The organism is Campylobacter sp. CNRCH_2016_3089, assembly GCF_025772505.1.
Lineage (GTDB): Bacteria > Campylobacterota > Campylobacteria > Campylobacterales > Campylobacteraceae > Campylobacter_D > Campylobacter_D lari_D.
Window position 1 is genome coordinate 55,545 of record NZ_JAKMSF010000001.1, and the last position, 18,014, is coordinate 73,558.

Here is an 18,014-nt window from a genome sequence, read left to right on the forward strand (position 1 = left end):
AATGAATTGGGGTAAGGTTATTTATATCTTTTTTGCTCTAATGAGCTTAACTACAACCGCAGGATTTTTATATGATCAAAATGAAGTTGCATTATTTATTGCAGCTTGTGTGAATTTAATTTCTACTTTATTGAAAATCGGAGTTAGAAATTTCTTAGCAGCTGAATTATTTGCTAGTTCTTTAGTGGCTGATTTGCATTTAATTCCAGCTTTTGCTTTAATACAAATTAATCCAGAAGCTAATATTATGGTTTATACTTTAGCAATTGGTGCTTTGATAGCTAATATCTTTTCAATGATTTTAGTTATAGTTGATTCAGTAAAAAGTCAAGAAGAAAATTAGGAGTTAAAATGGCATATGAGGCAGGTAAAATAGAAAAAAAATGGCAAAAAATTTGGCAAGAAAAAGAATATTTTGAGCCAAAAGATGATTTTTCTTTACCAAAAAAATACATTTTATCTATGTTTCCATATCCAAGTGGTAGAATTCATATGGGACATGTGAGAAACTATAGCATAGGTGATGCTATGGCTAGATATTATAGAAAAAAAGGTTTTAATGTCTTACATCCTATAGGTTTTGATAGTTTTGGTATGCCTGCTGAAAATGCTGCGATAAAACACGGTATTCATCCTAAGAAATGGACTTATGAAAATATTGATTATATGCAAAATGAACTTGCTTCTTTGGGCTTTTCCTTTTCTAAAAAAAGAATGTTTGCTACTTCTGATCCTTTATATACTAAATTTGAGCAAGAATTTTTTATCAAAATGTATGAAAAAGGACTTGTTTATACTAAAGAAGCTGAAGTTAATTGGTGTGAGAATGATAAAACAGTCTTAGCAAATGAGCAAGTTGAAGATGGCAAATGTTGGCGTTGTGGACATGAAGTCATTAGAAAAAAAATGCCAGGATATTATGTAAAAATTACCGCTTATGCAGATGAATTATTGCAAGATCTTAAAAAATTAGAAGGAAAATGGCCAAGTCAGGTTTTGACTATGCAAGAAAATTGGATAGGTAAAAGCACAGGGCTTAGCTTTGATTTTGATATAGAAGAAAATGATAAAATCAGCGCAAAAAAGATCAATGTTTTTACAACAAGAGCTGAGACTATTTATGGAGTGTCTTATATTGCTTTAGCACCTGATCATGAAATAGTAAACGAATTAATTGATAAAAAATTACTAGATCAAGATACTATTATAAAAATTCAAAATATACAAAATCAAACACCCCGCCAAAGACAAGCTGCACCAAAAGAAGGATATTTTTTAAATCTTCATATAATCCATCCACTAAGTAAAGAAAAAATTCCTTTATGGGTAGCTAATTTTGTTTTAAGTGATTATGGTAGTGGGGCTGTTATGAGTGTGCCTGCTCATGATGAAAGAGATTATGAGTTTGCAAAAACTTATAATTTAGCTATAAAAAAAGTAATTTATAAAGATGAAAATGACGCACAATGTTACACTTTAAAAGAAGGTGTTTTAACCAATAGTGGCGAATTTGATCAATTAGAATGTAATGATGCTAGAGAAAAAATTAGTTTAAAAATTGAATCTTTGGGTATTGGTAAAAAGGTTACCAATTTTAAAATTCGTGATTGGGGTGTTTCTAGACAAAGATATTGGGGTGCTCCTATACCAATGATTAAGTGTAATTCTTGTGGCATAGTTCCTCAAAAAATAGAAAATTTACCTATTACCTTGCCTGAAGATGTGATTATAAATGGAGAGGGAAATCCACTTGATAAGCATGAAATATGGAAAGAGTGCATTTGTCCAAAATGTGGCAAAAAAGCACAAAAAGAAAGCGATACTTTAGATACTTTCTTTGAAAGTTCTTGGTATTTTGCGCGTTTTGCAAGTGATGATAAAACATGGCAAGAAAAAGCAGTAGATGAAAAAAGCGTTAATTATTGGATGAATGTTGATGAATATATTGGCGGGATTGAACATGCGATATTGCATTTACTCTATGCTAGATTTTTCCAAAAAGCACTTAGAGATTTGGGTTATTTAAAAGATGATGAGCCTTTTAATAGACTTTTAACCCAAGGAATGGTCACTAAAGATGGTGCTAAGATGAGTAAATCTAAGGGTAATGTAGTAGATCCTGATTATATTATAGAAAAATATGGAGCAGATAGTGCAAGATTGTTTATATTGTTTGCTGCACCACCTGCTAAAGAACTTGAATGGAACGATAGTGCGCTAGAGGGTGCGTTTAAATTTATCAATAGACTTTATGAAAAGGCTATGAGTTTAGAATGTGGAAAATTACAAGAAATTGATCATCAAAGTTTAAATAAAGAAGAAAAATATGCTAGATTAAAAGTATATGAAGCTTTGAAAAAATCTTTTGAAGTTTATGAAGAAAGTTTTGCCTTTAATACCTTAATAGCTGCATGTATGGAAGCTTTAAATGCCTTAAATGCTATAAATCATAAAGAAGTTTTAAAAGAAGCTTTTTATATTATTTTAAATATTTTAGAGCCTATTATCCCTCATGTTTGTTTTGAGCTTAGCGAGCATTTGTTTAAATGTGAAAATTTTAAAGTATTAAAAATAAAAGAAGAAGTTTTTGTAAAAGATAGTTTTAATATAGCTATTAGTGTTAATGGCAAAAAAAGAGCACAGATTGAAATAAATTCAGAGGCTAAAGAAGATGAGATTTTAGCTTTGGCTAAAGAAAATGTTGCAAAATGGCTAGAAGGAAAAACCATTGTAAAAGAAATTTATATTGATAAGAAATTGGTAAATTTGGTGGTTAAATGAAAAAATATTTAATATCTTTTTTTGCTTTTTTTATTATATCTTGTGGATATATCCCATCATCTCAAATGGCAAGTAGGGTTTTGGGTGAAAATGTATTTTTGAAAATCAATATTAGTAAACAAGATCCCGAAAATAGTGTTTATATAACAGATATTTTAAGAGAAGCTATGCTTAATAAGCTTGGCAGAAAAGTCACAGATGAGCATAATGCAGATAGTTCTATTATAGTTACGATGAAAAAGTTAGAATTTCATCCTATGGTGTATGATAGAAATGGTTATGTAGTTAATTATAAAGCAGAGCTTTACTTGGAATTTCTTATGCGTTATAAAAATGGTAAAGAAGAAGTTGTAAATACCAAGGGAAGTTATAATTTTGATATTAATCCAAATTCTATTATTAGCGATCAAGCTAGATTTGAAGCAATTAAAAATGCATCAAGTGAAGCTTTTGATGAATTTGTTTCTATCATAGCTATTAGGGGTTATAAATAAATGGCAAGTCATATCAATGAGATTGCAAAAGAAACATTGATAAAATTAAAAGAGCGTAAGTTGCATCCAACTCCTGAAAATTATAGTGAGGTATTTGAAGAATGCGCTAAAAAAGCGGGAGTGATGAGTTTTAATAAAGCAAGGATAGAAAAATATACTAATCTTTTAGATGATATTTATAAGCAAGAGCTAAAAGGAAAAAGCATTCGAACTATTGATGAGTTTTTGATGTTTTTAGTTTCTAGGCTTAATAGGCAAGTAAGTAGAAAATATGAAGATGTTTATGCTTTGCTTGATTTGATTGTGCATCAGCTTAGTATTAGCAAAGATAAAAAAATCAAAGAATTAGCAAAAATTACTCAACACAGATTATCTCAAGCTATGGATTTAGAAACCATATATCTTTTAAGGGCTAAATGGAGAGAGCTTGAAAAATCTTATGAGGATTATGAGCTTTTAAAAAAATTAGAAGAATTTAATATTCGAGCGTTTTTGGATTTTCACACTTTAGTTGAAAAACTCATTGTTATGTTAAAAGAGAGATCTTATGAGAAGCAGGCTGAACTTTTACTAGCTTCTTTGGAGTCTTTGTTTGGAGTAAGTAAAGAGCTTGAGCAGTTTAAACAAAATTTAAAAGAAAATCCTAAATTAATTGCCAGGAAAGAATTTGCACATGAGTATTATTTAATGTTGCAAAAAAAAGAAGCAACAGATAAATATTATATACAAAAAAACCTTTCTTTTTTTAATCAGCACTTAGAAAGCTTAAATGAAATGGTATCAAAGCTTTATGATAACAGCCAAGAAGATGTGAAATTTATTAATGCTTTAACTAAAGATGAAAATGGTAATGTTCAAATTAATTTTGATACACTAAAAGATAAACTTTTATATGCAAACGAGCAAATAGCGCAAATTAAAACTCAAATTCAAGCTACAAGTGACGATGAGCAAAGAGAGCAGTGGAGTCTTGCTCAAGAACTTAAAAAACTTGATGAAAACTATAAGCTTTATGCTGTTAATTATGCATTATGTTTTTTTAAAATTAATAATATAGAGCATGTTATTAATGTCTATGGTGTTGATAGTTTTAAGGCAATTAGTGGAAAGTTTAAAAAGATACTTAAAGATTTATGTAAAGATATGGGTGAAATTTGGATTTTAGATGAAAGTTCTTATTTGGTTATACTTCCGGGTAAAAATTTAGAAAGTGCTCAGATTTTTATAGAAAAAGCCTTAAAGCTTATAGATGATTATAAATTTATTTATAAAGAAGAAGTAGTTAAACTTATTTTATCATCTTCTTACATAGAAAAAAAAGAATTTCCAGATGGCGATATTTTAAAAGAATTAATCCAAAAAGCTTAGCATGAAATTTCAACAAACACTTTCACAAAAAACTATGTATGTGCAAAAAATTAGTAGATTTTTTATGTTTAGTATGTATGAGAAGTATAAAAAATTTATTCCAAAAACTAAAAATATCCAAATTATTGGCACTAATGGCAAAGGAAGTACGGGTAGATTTTTAGCGCTTTTACTTTTAGAGCAAGGATATAAAGTAGGTCATTATACAAGTCCACATATTTTTGAATTTAATGAAAGATTTTGGTTAAATGGCAAAATTGTAAGCAATGGACTTTTAGAAAAAGCGCATGAAAAACTAGAAAGTGTTTTTTTAGAAGATGTAAAAAAACTTAGTTATTTTGAATACGCTACTTTTTTAGCTTTTTTTATTTTTAAAGATTGTGATTATGTGATTTTAGAAGCCGGAGTAGGTGGAGAGTATGATGCGACAAGTGTTTTTGAAATAGATTTTAGTATTTTTACTAAAATAGGATTTGATCATCAAGATTTATTAGGTAAAAATTTAGAAGAAATAGCAAGAACAAAATTAAAAGCCATGAGTGCCAAAGCTTTAATTAATCATAAGCAAGAAGCAAAAGTATTAAATTTGGCTCAAAAAATAGCAAATTTAAAACGAGCTAGTTTAAGTATCAGTTTACTAGAAAAAAATAATTTTATTTATCCTTATGTACAAGAATATATTCAAAAATATAATTTTGCGACTTTTTTAAAAGATAATCTTTTTTTAGCTTTAGAAGCTTTTTCTAAAATTTGTGCTAAAAATGAAAAAGAATTAATTCAAAGTATCAAAAATCTACCAAAACTTGATTTAAAAGGAAGGTGCGAGCAAATAAGTCAAAATATTTTTATTGATGTAGGACATAATGAAATGGCGGCTTTAGCTTTAGTTGAAATTTTCAAGGAAAAAAAAGTTCATTTAGTTTATAATTGCTTTTTAGATAAAGATTCTTATAAAATTTTAAAGGTTTTAAAACCTATAATAAAAATAGTTGAAATTTATGATTATGAAAGTAAAGATAGATCCTTGGCGGGTTCTGTTTTGCTAGAAAATTTAGAAAAATTAGATATTGTTTATCAAAAATTTGAACAAATAAAAAAAGATGAGTTATATTTAGTTTTTGGTTCTTTTGTATTGGTAGAAAAATTTTTAAGAGGCTATAATGAAAGATAAATTTACGCTAACTATTACAGATGTAAATGGTTCTAGACATTTTTTATTAAGTCAGATTATAAAAAAAGTAATAATTTATTTTACTACTTTTGTTTTTGTTGTTATAGTTTTAGGTGCTTTATATATTAATTATCTAGCAGATAAGCGTTCAGAGCTTTTAAAAGAACAAGAAATATTATCTTCAAAGAATACTAAATTGTTTTCTCAAAATGAGAGTATGCAAAAAAGTTTAGAAGAAAAAACAGCCTTATATGATGAACTCCAAACCCAACTTGCAGATATTGAGGATAATTTAGGCTTAAAGCAAGATGAAAGTTTAGATATACCAGAAAGATTAGAAAAAGTCAAACTTACTAATGATCAAGCTTATTTATTTTTAACACAAATTCCAAATGGTCATGTGATAGAAGATAATGGAGTCACAGGTAATTTCGGATGGCGTCATCATCCTATATTAAATAAAAAAGAATTTCATCCAGGTATTGATTTAAGAGCAGCTTTAAAAACTCCTATTTATGCGCCTGCAAATGGAGTGGTTGAATACGCTGCATATAGCAATAATGGTTATGGTTACTCAGTGATTTTGATCCATAATTTTGGTTTTAAAACGGTTTATGCACATATGACGCGTCAGGATGTTGTCAAAGCAGGGCAATTTGTAAAAAAAGGTGATTTGTTGGGTTATACGGGAAATACAGGTCTTTCTACGGGCCCGCATTTGCATTATGAGGTTAGATTTATTAATAAACTTTTAGATCCTAAGATTTTTATAGATTTAAACCGAAAAAACTATGAACAAATTTTTGAAAAAGAAAGGAGAGTGCCATGGCAATCTTTAATAAAGGCTCTATTGCTGCAGTATCCGAAACTACAGTCATTTCAAACGGAGCAAAAATAGAAGGAAAATTTTATTTTGATTCTATGCTTCATTTAGATGGAGAAATTACAGGAGTAATTAATTCTTCTAATGTGATAGTGATAGGTAAAAGTGGTGTTTTAAAAGGACAAGTTAAGGCAAGTAAAATAGTAATCAATGGAGTTTTTGAGGGAGAAATGCAAGTTGATTCTTTAGAAATTTTATCCGGCGGTGTGCTTAATGGTAATATCATAGTTAAACAATTAAGTATTGAAAATGGTGGGAAATTTAACGGAAGTAGTAAAATAATTGAAAAAGAAGAAGAGCTTGCAACTATTGATGTGAGTATAGAAAATTCAGAAAATGCAAGCTAAATTATATGAATATTTATTAAGTAATAAAACTGAGTTAATAATTTGTGAGAATGATAAAGAGGCAGATGAATTAGCTCAAGTTTGCTTATTTTTAAAATTAAAAACTTTTATTTTACCTGATTTTAGAGCAGAATTTGGTAGCGATTTACGCTCTTTTTCTAAAGAACTTTTTGAAATTTGTAAAGTATTAAATGCTTATCATAAAGAAAATGAAAATAAAATTTTAATATCTCCCATAAAAACAATTTTGCAAAAATTACCAGGTAAAAAGCATCTAAAAAACATTATTCTTAAAAGAAATTCACTTCTTGTTTTAGAGAAATTTAAAGAAGAAATTTTACATAGTGGATATGAGTTTGTAGATATAGTGCAAGATAAGGGTGAAATTTCAATACGCGGGGATATTATAGATATTTTTGCGATTAATGAAGAACAACCTTTTAGAATTTTACTTTTTTCAGATGAGATAGAAAGTATAAGATATTTTGATATACATACGCAAAAATCAATCCCTGCTGAACTCTCTAATATAGAAATTTGTCCTTTTTTGAGTGCTTTTAGTCAAGAGCAATATGAAAATTTACAAGAAAAAATTCAAAATTTCCAAAGCCAAAGTATTATAAACGATGTTAATTCTTTAGGTTTTTGGTGTGTTGATGATTTTTGTGATTATTTAGATTTAAATTTTGTAAGCATAAAAAAATTTGATGTAAATGATTTTGAAGAAGATATTAGTAAAATCAATCAAAATATTTTACCTGAACCAAAATTTTATAAAGATTTGGTAAGTTCTTATAATTATGATTTTTTCACTTTTCACAAAGATAAAAAAATTACTATTTTGGCAAAAAATGAAGCTTTGTTTAAAGCTTTAAATTTACAAGAATTTTCAAATATTAAATTAAAAATATCCCAAGAAAGAATTAATTTAAGTACTCAAGATGAGCTTATCATATCTTTAAATAAAAAAGAAAAAAATAAAAGAGTTAGAAAAGCAAGTTTGGTAATAGATGAGCTTAGGGTTGGGGATTTTGTTGTGCATGAAGATTATGGTGTAGCTAAATTTTTAGGTCTTGAGATTATTGCAATAGCAGGAGCAAAAAAAGAATTTGTCGCTCTTGGGTATTTAAATAACGATAAGCTTTTATTGCCTGTTGAAAATTTATATATGATTGATAAATATATCGGTGCAAGTGGTGGCGTGCCTTTACTTGATAAGCTTGGAAAAGGAAGTTTTTTAAAAATCAAGGAAAGATTAAAAGAAAAATTATTTGCCATTGCTTCAAATATAGTTTCTTTAGCAGCGGCTAGAGCTTTGATAAAAGCAAAAGAATTAAAAATTTCTCAAGAATTACAAGATGAATTTATCAATAAGGCAGGATTTTTTTACACTAAAGATCAAAGTCAAGTTTGTCAAGAAATCACTCAAGATTTAAAAAGTATGCAGGTGATGGATAGGCTTTTAAGTGGCGATGTGGGTTTTGGTAAAACAGAAGTTGCTATGAACGCTATACTTACTTGTGTAAAAAGTGGTTATACGGCTTTATTTTTTGTGCCAACTACTTTGCTTTCAGCCCAGCATTTTAAAACCTTAAAACGAAGATTTGATTCTTTTGATATAGAGGTTTTTAAGCTAGATCGTTTTACTAGTGCTAAAGAAAAAAAACAAGTTTTAGCATTTTTAAAAGAAAATAAGCCTTGTGTAGTGGTTGGAACGCATTCTCTTTTAGGGGTTGAGTGTGAAAATTTGGGTTTAGTCGTGATAGATGAGGAGCATAAATTTGGTGTAAAACAAAAAGAAAAACTCAAGGAACTAAGTAAAAATTCACATATTCTATCTATGTCGGCAACACCTATACCAAGAAGTTTAAATCAAGCTCTTAGCTCTTTAAAGTCATATAGTGTTTTACAAACTCCACCTGAGGATCGTTTGGATGTGCGTACCTTTGTTAGAGAAAGTAGTGATGCTTTGGTTAAAGAAGCTATTTCAAGAGAATTAAGAAGAGCGGGACAGATTTTTTATATACACAATCATATAGCAAGTATTGATGGGTGTAAAAAATATCTTTTAGATTTGTTTCCAAATTTAAAAATTTTAATCTTGCATTCTAAAATTGATGCAAAAACTACTGAAGAAGAAATGATTAAATTCGAAAATAAAGAATATGACTTATTGCTTTGTACTTCTATAGTTGAAAGTGGTATTGATTTAGCAAATGCAAACACTATCATAGTAGAAAATTCAGATCGTTTTGGTATGGCTGATTTGCACCAACTTAGAGGAAGAGTAGGGCGTAGTGCTAAGCAAGGATATTGTTATTTTTTGATTGAAGATAAGGAAAAAATCACAAAAGATTCTTTAAAAAGACTTACGAGTTTAGAGAGTAATTCTTATTTAGGTTCAGGAAGCGTGCTTGCTTACCATGATTTAGAAATTCGTGGTGGTGGAAATTTATTAGGCGTAGATCAAAGTGGACATATAGAACAAATTGGTTATAGTTTGTATCTTAAAATGTTAGAAGATGAGATTAATAAATTAAGTAAAAAAGAAGAAATTAAAGAGAAAAAAATAGATCTAAAGCTTAATATCAATGCTTTTTTAAATAGTGAGTATATTAGTGAAGATCGTTTGAGATTAGAACTTTATAGAAGACTTAGTAAGTGTATGAGTGTTAATGAAGTTTATGAGATAGAAAGTGAGATGAATGATCGTTTTGGAAGGCCTGATATCTTCACAAAGCAGTTTTTGGATTTAATCATCATAAAAATTTTAGCTAGCAAGCATTATAAACTAGTGAGTAATTATGAGCAAAATATTTGTTTTGTAAAAGATGATGAGAGCAAGGAAGTCATTAAGGCAAAAAGTAAAGACGATGATGATGTAATTGAGGCTATTTTGATGCATTTAAGAAAGAGTGAAAAAGCATGAGTGGATATGAAATTTTTAAAGCTTTAGTTAATGCAAATATTGTTTATAAAGATTTTGAATGGCTAGAAAATAATACTTTAAGTGAGTTTGAAATTTTAATTTCTGTAGTTTTAACTCAAAATACAAATTGGAAAAATGTATTGAAAGCTTTGATAAATTTAAAACAAGCAAATATTACTAAGATAGAAGATTTATCAAATTTAAATACTCAAGATTTAGCGTTTTTAATAAAGCCAAGTGGATTTTATAATACTAAGGCAAAATATATTAAAAATTTTACTCAAAAATATTTTCAATATTTTAATTCTTTTGAGCTTTTTAAAGAAGAAGTTGATAGAGAATGGCTTTTGGATATTAAGGGTTTTGGTCAAGAAAGTGCTGATGGAATTTTAAATTATATATGCAAAAAAGAAGTTTTAGTAGTTGATGCTTATAGTGCAAAAATAGCTAATTATTTAGGCTATGAGTGTCAAAGTTATGATGAGTTGGCAGATTTTTTAAAAAAAGACATAGCTAAAAATCAACAAGAATTGTGTGTTTTATTAAAAAAAGAATGTAAATTATATGAGCTTTATCAAATTTTTCATGCTTTAATTGTTTCTTTTTGTAAAACACACTTTCAAGGTAAAAAACTTTCAGAGGATGGTGTGCTTATTCTAGATCCTTTAAAATTTTAAATTTATTTTTTATTTAAAAAGTTATTTTTTTACGATTAAAGTGCTATAATGTATTTAACTTCATAAAAAGGAGAAGTAATGAATACAAGTATAGTTGGAAAGCAATTTGAGCTAACTGAGTCTATAAAAGAGTATGTGGAAAAAAGCTTTGATGCTTTAAGTAAATATGGCTTAGATGTGATTTCTGCGCGTTGTGTTATAAGTGCTGATGAAAGGCATGGAAAGAAAGGATTTTGGGCTGAATTTAGCATTAATCTAGCCGGTATTAATACAGTGGTTGTAAAGCAAAAAGATAAAGACTTATATGCTGCTATAGATTTAGCTATTGATAGAATTTCTAAGGTTTTAAGAAGATTGCATGATAAAAATATTACCCATAAACATCAAGATGAGATAAAAGAAAATTTAGTATTATCGAGCTTGATTGAGGAAGATGAGATAGTTCCAACAGAACTTGAGCTATATAAGCCTTTGGAAATTGAAGAAGCATTGGAAAAATTAAAAGCAAGTAAAGATATATTTTTAGTTTTTAATGACATAGATGCAAAAATGAGGGTGTTATATAAGAAAAAAGATGGTAAATTTGGTTTATTTTAATAAAAATCTAGCCTTTTTTTAAAGGCTAGATTTATTAGAAGAGTTTGTTAAAAATTTTATCTATTGCTTGATCTACTTTTTTACCTGTATTTTTAGCACCATCACTAGCATTTCCACCTATTGTATTAACAATAGAATTTACAACACTTTTTGTATCAAGACTTACTTTTGGATCTTGCGTTGTTCCTTTTATAACACCTTTGAAGTTTGCTCTATCAATGACGATATTAAAAGGAATGTTTAATTTGGTACTTTTTGTATCAACCTTACCTTTGCTAATATTTATATTGCTTCTATCAGCCACTAGGTTTAAATTTAAATCTATAAGATTTTTGTTGATATTTATTTTGGCTTCACCGTTGCGATATACATCTTGAGTGATATCTTTTTGTAAAAGTAACATTAAAGCACCTGTGATGAGATTTTTCTTAAGTTGCCCATCGGCTAAATTCATTAGCACTACACCACTTTCTTTTAAAAGATTATAATCAATGCTTAAATTTGATTTTGCTTGGTAATAATCAGGTAAATCTAAGCTTTGAGTTAAATTTGAAAGATCGGTATTTTGCATTTTAGCGTTAAAAATATTATTTTTTAAAGTGGCATTTAACGAGCCGTTAAATATATTTTTACTATTAATACTTGCATCTATTAAAGCGTTTTTAAAATCAAATTTTCCTTCAAAATCAGCCTTGCCTTTTAAGTTTCTATCAACTAAAAATCCTAACTTAGAAAAATCTTGTAATGATATATTATAAGTGCTTGCTAGAGCCATTTGATTAAGATCAAATTTACCTTTTAATGAATTAATATTTGCAAATGAACTTAAAACTTTAGCGTTAAAATCAATGATTGATTTAGAAATTTTTCCATCAAGATTGATTTTTGCTGAAGTATTCTTTGGAAATTTTTTCTCTAAAAGCTTGGATAATTCTACTTCATTAAAAGAAGAATTAATATTTGCTTTAAAATCACCATTAATATTGTTAAAATCAAGTGACTTTAAGTCAATATCTGCATTTACATTACCAAATGCTAAAACTTTTTGTCCTATCAAAGGAAAAAGTTGTTCTAATTTTATATTATCAATCTTTGCTTGTAAACTTTTTCCATTGGATTTTGCATTGATAAGCCCTTGCATGATTTTAATATTTGCATCAAGATTTTGAATTTGATTTGACTTAAGATCAACTTTGGCATCTAAATTTAAAGGTCCATTGAGATCTTGTTTGGTTAAAGGTTTTAATTTGTTAAGATTATCTATAAAAGCACTAATTTGTACATTTAAATCTTTGTTTGTAAGGTTATATGAACCTTTTAGATGAGGTATTTTTGCTATGTTTGAATCAAGTAAAGCTTCATAATCAATCAAAGAATTTTTCGCATTTGCTTTAGCTTGTAAGTTAAAATTTGTTTTTGGAAAATCAAGATTGCTTAGTTTTTTAAATTCCATAACATTTATATTTGCATTGTTTAACCTAGTATTTAGATTGAAATTTTTAAAATCAAGCCCTTGTGCTTTTAAATCTAAAACTAATTTAGAATTAATAAAAGCAGGCATAGAGATAGTCTTTAAAAGTTCTGCTACTTCTATATTAGTTGTATTGATATTAAGATTATTATTTTCTAAAACAGCTTTTAAGCTACCACCAAATCCAAGCAAGTTAGCATCTAATCTTTGTAATTGATTGTTTGCAAAAAGTAAATTACCTTGAATTTGACTTTTGCCTTGGAGTTTCATTTTAGCTAGAGATGAAAATTGATTAAAATCATCTATTTTGATATCAAAATCACTAGTTAAGCTTTGTTTTGCTATATCATAAATGCTTTTTTGTGTATAAAGTTTGAAGAAGTTGCTTAAAATTTCACTTTTAGAAATAACTTCATTGTTTTGGATTAAAGATCTTATTTCACCTTTTATATAGCTTTGTTTTGGTAAGCTTAGATTAAAATCTTTTTCAATTAGAGTATTGTTGATAGAACTTGTGTAAAAATTAATCAAAGCATTACCATTTGGTTTTAAATCTTTAGCTTGTATATCACTTATAATGCTAATTTTTCCTTGAGCATATCTTGGTAGATTAGCAAAATCTAAAATTTGAGCCAAATCTATATTTTTACCAATAAATTCAAGATTTATAGGAGAAAAATCAACAATTTTTGCATCTAAGCTAAGATTAGAATCAAACAAAAACCCATTACCTTTTACTAAAAAATCACTACTTTTACCTACAGCACTACCTTTAAATGTAAAATCTTTATCACTTTTTAAGCCAAGATTTTGAATATAGTTTTGTTTAAGTCCTAAAAGATAGTTTAAATTAAATCCTAGTCTTAAAGGTGATATGCCACCTTCTATGTTAGCAAAAAATTTATCATCAATATTTGCTTTAATGTCAAGTTGTGAAAAACTAATTTTAAAATTTTCAAATTTAACATTCATACCACTTTTTTGAGCAATAATCGTTTCGATTCTTGGCTTTAAAAAAGCATTACCCATGCTTGTAAATAATAATGTATATATAGCTAGAAATACTATACACACTACACCTAAAAGAATGTAAAGAATTTTTTTCATGAGAAACCTTTATAATAATATATCATATAAATTTAGTGATATAGACTAAACTTATATGATATATTTTACTTAATTTATTGACAATTAACTTTCTTTAATGTATAATTCTATCACTCAAAAACAAAGAGTGCTAAAAATGGCACATTTTAGAAAGGATAAAAAATGAATTTTCAACCTCTAGGAAAGCGTATTTTAGTAAAACGCTTAGAAGAAATGAAAACTACTGCTTCTGGGATTATTATACCAGATAATGCTAAAGAAAAACCATTAAATGGTGAAGTTGTTGCAGTAAGCAAAGAAATAGAAGATATTAAGGTAAATGATAAAGTAATGTTTGCAAAATACGGTGGAACTGAAATTAAACTTGATAATGAAGAGTATTTAGTTCTTAATGTTGAAGATGTTTTAGGGATTATTAAATAAAAAAGGATAAAAAATGGCAAAAGAAATATTTTTTTCAGATGAAGCAAGAAATAAACTTTATGAAGGTGTTAAAAAACTTAATGATGCTGTAAAAGTCACTATGGGGCCACGCGGTCGTAATGTATTAATCCAAAAAAGTTTTGGTGCTCCAACTATCACAAAAGATGGTGTGAGTGTAGCTAAAGAAGTGGAATTAAAAGATTCTTTAGAAAATATGGGTGCTTCTTTAGTTAGAGAAGTAGCTAGTAAAACAGCTGATCAAGCAGGCGATGGAACAACAACAGCAACAGTTTTAGCGCATGCTATTTTTAAAGAAGGTTTGAGAAATATTACAGCAGGTGCTAATCCTATCGAAGTTAAAAGAGGTATGGATAAAGCTTGCGAAGCTATAGTAGCTGAACTTAAAAAACTTTCTCGTGAAGTTAAAGATAAAAAAGAAATAGCTCAAGTTGCGACAATTTCTGCGAATTCAGATGAGAAAATCGGAAATTTAATCGCTGATGCTATGGAAAAAGTTGGAAAAGATGGTGTTATCACTGTTGAAGAAGCAAAATCAATCAATGATGAATTAAATGTAGTTGAAGGTATGCAATTTGATAGAGGTTATTTAAGCCCATATTTCATTACAAATACTGAAAAAATGACAGCTGAATTGCAAAATCCTTTTATTTTGTTATTTGATAAAAAAATTGCCAACTTAAAAGATTTATTACCAATTTTAGAACAAATTCAAAAAACAGGAAAACCACTTTTAATTATAGCTGAAGACATTGAAGGCGAAGCTTTGGCAACTTTAGTTGTAAATAAATTAAGAGGTGTTTTAAATATTTCAGCAGTTAAAGCTCCTGGCTTTGGCGATAGAAGAAAAGCTATGCTTGAAGATATTGCTATTTTAACAGGTGGTGAAGTGATCTCTGAAGAGCTTGGAAGAACTTTAGAAAGTGCTAGTATTCAAGATTTAGGTCAAGCTTCAAGCGTGATTATTGATAAAGACAATACAACTATTGTAAATGGCGCAGGTGAAAAAGCAAATATTGATGCAAGAATTAACCAAATCAAAGCTCAAATTGCTGAAACAAGTTCAGATTATGATAGAGAAAAATTACAAGAAAGATTAGCTAAATTAAGCGGTGGTGTAGCGGTGATTAAAGTTGGTGCGGCTACTGAAACTGAAATGAAAGAGAAAAAAGATAGAGTTGATGATGCATTAAGTGCTACAAAAGCTGCAGTTGAAGAAGGTATAGTAATAGGTGGTGGTGCTGCATTAATCAAAGCAAAATCAAAAATCAGCTTGAGTTTGCAAGGCGATGAGGCTATTGGTGCAGCTATTGTAGAAAGAGCATTGAGAGCACCTTTAAGACAAATTGCTGAAAATGCTGGATTTGATGCTGGTGTAGTTGTAAATACAGTAGAAAATAGTAAAGAAGAAAATACTGGTTTTGATGCTGCAAAAGGTGAATATGTAAATATGCTTGAAAGCGGTATTATCGATCCTGTTAAAGTAGAAAGAGTAGCCTTGCTTAATGCGGTATCAGTAGCTAGCATGCTTTTAACAACTGAAGCTACAATTAGCGAAATTAAAGAAGACAAACCTGCTATGCCTGATATGAGTGGCATGGGTGGTATGGGAGGCATGGGTGGTATGATGTAATAACCGCCTTTATATTTTTTAGCTTTCTTTATAGAGTTGCTTTTTGTAGCAACTCTTTTAAATTCTTTCATTTTTTTTCATACTCGTTTTATTTTGTTATAATAGATGTAAAATTATAAGGATTTTACATGAAAAATTTACAAGAAGAGCAATTTTCTAACTCAAAATATATTAAACCTAAAAGATATACTTATATAGGTAAAGATAACAAAAAATACACTTGGGATTTTATAGAAGCATTAGATAGCGTTTCTGTTTTTTTATATCATACTCAAAAAGATTCTTTTGTTTTTGTAAAGCAATTTAGAATTCCTTTATGGGATTATCAAAAACGCAATAACTTAAATTTAAACGAGATGGGATTTAGTATAGAGCTTTGTTCAGGTCTTGTTGATAAAGATTTGAGTTTAGAGGAAATAGCTAAAGAAGAATGTATTGAAGAACTAGGTTATGCTCCTAAGGTTGTAGAAAAAATAGGGGAATTTTATACAGGTTTTGGTTCAGGTGTTAGTAGACAATTTTTATTTTTTGCTGAAATTAATGAAGATGATAAAATTGGTAATGGTGGTGGAATTGAGGGGGAAGATATCCAAGCAGTATGGATAAAAAGAAAATATTTTGAAAAGTTTTCTAAAGAAAATCCTATAAAAACTCCTTTACTTGAGTATGCGTATTTATGGTTTAAGGGTAAGAATTAATCTTACCTCTTTTTATTTTTCCTCTTTATTTTCAATATTTAGATCTTTTTCATCAAGCATTTCTTTAAAGATTCCAAATAAATCTTCAGAAGCCTTTTCAGCATTAGAGCATTTATCTAAAATTTGATTTTGTACTAGTTTATCACTTGTATCTTCATTATGTGCTAAAGCAACGGCTTGGTTCATATTTTCATGTACTTTTTGATGTGGTAAATTTAACTTACCAAAAGCTCTTCCGCCAGAAAATCTTTCCTTGCCAATACCAGCAATCCATTTTGCAAGTCTGCAACTTAAATGATCAGATAAAGTTTTTCCTGAAGCATGAATAATTTCATTATATCCATTTAATTTAAATGCAATATGATCTAGTTTTGCTAGTGATATGAATATTTCAGAGGTAATGCTTTTAGCGTGAGAACTAGTTGAATTTGCATTAGAAATTAATTGAGCAAAATTACTAGAGAATTTTACTATATGCTCATTAGATTCTAATGATACTTTTTCTACTTGTTCACTTTGTCCATACATCTCATCAGCATTTTGTTTTAATAGGTTAATATTTAATTCTACTTCAGAAGTTGCTTTTTGTGTTTTTTCAGCAAGTTTTCTTACTTCATCAGCAACAACAGCAAAGCCTCTGCCGTGTTCTCCTGCTCTAGCAGCTTCGATTGCGGCATTTAGTGCTAAAAGATTGGTTTGATCGGATACATCTTTGATTAAGTTAATAACATTAGTGATCTCATCAACGCTGCGGTGTAAATTTCCCGCTGTATCTCTTGAGCGATTAGCTGATTCTATAATGCTTTGAAGTGAAGATATGATAGAGTGAGTTATTGAATTTAACTCTTGCATATCTTTTAAAGAGGAATCAGAATATTGAGAAATCATTTCCGCTTTATTAACATTTTCCTGCATATCACTTTGAACATTTGCAATACCTTTTAAAACACCATTTAATAGCATTTCCAAAAGATTTGTTTCAAGTTCAGTTTTTCCGCAATTTCCTTGAAGTTGTTTTTCATAATTTTTAATTAATTCTTGTTTTTCTGAAAGAAGTCTTTTGTTTTCTTCTTCTAGTTCTTTGATTTTATTTTGTAAATTTTCAAAGTCTTGTGATAATTGACTTTTTTTTCCAAACATATTTAATCCTTAAAAGTTAAAAAAATCGGTAGAAATTATTTTTTATAATTTGATAAATAAGTATTTAATTCATCCTTTAATTTTAACTTTTCTTTCTTTAGATTTGCTATTTCTAAGCTATCTAGATGAATTCTACCTTCTTCTGCATCTTTGATTTTGTGATCAAGTTTGTTGTGCTCTTCAAACAACTTATCAAAATGCATATCCTTGCCTTTTAACTCGGTGATTAAATCCCTAAATTCATGTAGCATGTAAGCCTCCTTTTTTTGAAATTTTA

At 28.4% G+C, this 18,014-nt stretch carries 16 protein-coding genes and 1 pseudogene; 13 read left to right on the forward strand and 4 right to left on the reverse strand.

Features of this window, described 5'->3' with window-relative positions:
* The first annotated feature begins 1 nt into the window (after position 1).
* From L8W69_RS00305 to hpf, 10 genes are all read left to right on the forward strand, one after another.
* Complete coding sequence (locus L8W69_RS00305) at positions 2 to 343, forward strand: DUF6394 family protein (protein WP_263665251.1); 342 nt, start codon at positions 2 to 4, stop codon at positions 341 to 343.
* Positions 344 to 351: 8 nt separating this feature from the next.
* Entirely contained in the window at positions 352 to 2,781 is a 2,430-nt protein-coding gene (leuS, locus tag L8W69_RS00310) for a leucine--tRNA ligase (RefSeq protein ID WP_263666139.1), read from the forward strand.
* A complete protein-coding gene (gene lptE / locus L8W69_RS00315; RefSeq protein WP_133318709.1) occupies positions 2,778 to 3,275 on the forward strand; it encodes an LPS assembly lipoprotein LptE in 498 nt (165 codons plus the stop codon). The genes leuS and lptE overlap by 4 nt, the downstream gene beginning before the upstream one ends.
* A complete protein-coding gene (locus L8W69_RS00320) occupies positions 3,276 to 4,643 on the forward strand; it encodes a hypothetical protein (protein WP_263666140.1) in 1,368 nt (455 codons plus the stop codon).
* A gap of 1 nt (position 4,644) precedes the next feature.
* A complete protein-coding gene (locus L8W69_RS00325) occupies positions 4,645 to 5,814 on the forward strand; it encodes a Mur ligase family protein (RefSeq protein ID WP_263666141.1) in 1,170 nt (389 codons plus the stop codon).
* Positions 5,801 to 6,712 (forward strand): M23 family metallopeptidase, encoded by a 912-nt coding sequence (locus L8W69_RS00330; protein WP_243705623.1) that lies wholly within the window; start codon positions 5,801 to 5,803, stop codon positions 6,710 to 6,712. Before L8W69_RS00325 ends, L8W69_RS00330 begins: the two co-directional genes overlap by 14 nt.
* Entirely contained in the window at positions 6,640 to 7,044 is a 405-nt protein-coding gene (locus tag L8W69_RS00335; protein ID WP_263660127.1) for a bactofilin family protein, read from the forward strand. Before L8W69_RS00330 ends, L8W69_RS00335 begins: the two co-directional genes overlap by 73 nt.
* Positions 7,034 to 9,973, forward strand: a complete 2,940-nt coding sequence (locus tag L8W69_RS00340) for a DEAD/DEAH box helicase (protein ID WP_263666142.1) — start codon at positions 7,034 to 7,036, stop codon at positions 9,971 to 9,973. The genes L8W69_RS00335 and L8W69_RS00340 overlap by 11 nt, the downstream gene beginning before the upstream one ends.
* A complete protein-coding gene (locus L8W69_RS00345) occupies positions 9,970 to 10,650 on the forward strand; it encodes an endonuclease III domain-containing protein (protein WP_263662500.1) in 681 nt (226 codons plus the stop codon). The genes L8W69_RS00340 and L8W69_RS00345 overlap by 4 nt, the downstream gene beginning before the upstream one ends.
* Positions 10,651 to 10,728: 78 nt before the next feature.
* Positions 10,729 to 11,247, forward strand: coding sequence for a ribosome hibernation-promoting factor, HPF/YfiA family (hpf, locus tag L8W69_RS00350; protein WP_263666143.1), 519 nt, complete (start codon positions 10,729 to 10,731; stop codon positions 11,245 to 11,247).
* Between the two features lie 34 nt (positions 11,248 to 11,281).
* On the opposite strand, the gene L8W69_RS00355 is transcribed toward hpf, so the two are convergent.
* On the reverse strand, positions 11,282 to 13,825 hold the full coding sequence (locus L8W69_RS00355) for a hypothetical protein (protein ID WP_263666144.1): 2,544 nt from the start codon (positions 13,823 to 13,825) through the stop codon (positions 11,282 to 11,284).
* Between the two features lie 162 nt (positions 13,826 to 13,987).
* Here L8W69_RS00355 and groES point away from each other — a divergent pair, with 162 nt between their 5' ends.
* The 3 genes from groES (at position 13,988) to L8W69_RS00370 (ending at position 16,597) form a co-directional block, all read left to right on the forward strand.
* Positions 13,988 to 14,248, forward strand: coding sequence for a co-chaperone GroES (gene groES, locus L8W69_RS00360; protein ID WP_039626536.1), 261 nt, complete (start codon positions 13,988 to 13,990; stop codon positions 14,246 to 14,248).
* Positions 14,249 to 14,261: 13 nt separating this feature from the next.
* On the forward strand, positions 14,262 to 15,899 hold the full coding sequence (gene groL, locus L8W69_RS00365; protein ID WP_263659042.1) for a chaperonin GroEL: 1,638 nt from the start codon (positions 14,262 to 14,264) through the stop codon (positions 15,897 to 15,899).
* 128 nt (positions 15,900 to 16,027) lie between these two features.
* Positions 16,028 to 16,597, forward strand: a complete 570-nt coding sequence (locus tag L8W69_RS00370) for an NUDIX domain-containing protein (protein WP_263662502.1) — start codon at positions 16,028 to 16,030, stop codon at positions 16,595 to 16,597.
* 12 nt (positions 16,598 to 16,609) lie between these two features.
* Here L8W69_RS00370 and L8W69_RS09330 read toward each other — a convergent pair whose 3' ends face one another.
* From L8W69_RS09330 to L8W69_RS00380, 3 genes and pseudogenes are all read right to left on the reverse strand, one after another.
* A complete protein-coding gene (locus tag L8W69_RS09330) occupies positions 16,610 to 17,071 on the reverse strand; it encodes a CZB domain-containing protein (RefSeq protein ID WP_412175450.1) in 462 nt (153 codons plus the stop codon).
* Positions 17,057 to 17,341: pseudogene (locus L8W69_RS09335) on the reverse strand (methyl-accepting chemotaxis protein); the annotation flags it as partial. The pseudogene L8W69_RS09335 and the gene L8W69_RS09330, both read right to left, overlap by 15 nt.
* A gap of 431 nt (positions 17,342 to 17,772) precedes the next feature.
* Positions 17,773 to 17,988 (reverse strand): YdcH family protein, encoded by a 216-nt coding sequence (locus L8W69_RS00380; protein ID WP_133318720.1) that lies wholly within the window; start codon positions 17,986 to 17,988, stop codon positions 17,773 to 17,775.
* Between the last annotated feature and the right edge of the window lie 26 nt (positions 17,989 to 18,014).